Raw genomic sequence first — 290 nt, forward strand, 5'->3', positions numbered from 1 at the left:
CGATGATGAACTGCGAGGCCGATCTGCCGGTCTCGCGCAAGACCCGGTCGCACATCGTCACGATCTCGTCGCGCTTGAGCTGCTCGCCGGAGACGTTGATCGAGATGCGCCGTCCGGGGAAATGCCCGATATCGGCACAGGCGCGCTTGAAGACCCACTCGCCGACCATGTCGATCAGCGTCGAGCGCTCGGCGATCGGGATGAATTCCGCTGGGGATATCAGGCTGCGCACGGGATGACGCCAGCGGATCAATCCTTCCAGCGCGTCGACCGAGCCGTCGGGATCGACG

At 64.5% G+C, this 290-nt stretch carries 1 protein-coding gene; it reads right to left on the reverse strand.

The window, feature by feature from the left end; genetic code table 11:
• A partial coding sequence (locus EN853_RS33620; protein WP_135861385.1) for an EAL domain-containing protein occupies positions 1–290 on the reverse strand: 290 nt, incomplete at both ends.

Source organism: Mesorhizobium sp. M1C.F.Ca.ET.210.01.1.1 (assembly GCF_004791585.1).
Taxonomy (GTDB): domain Bacteria; phylum Pseudomonadota; class Alphaproteobacteria; order Rhizobiales; family Rhizobiaceae; genus Mesorhizobium.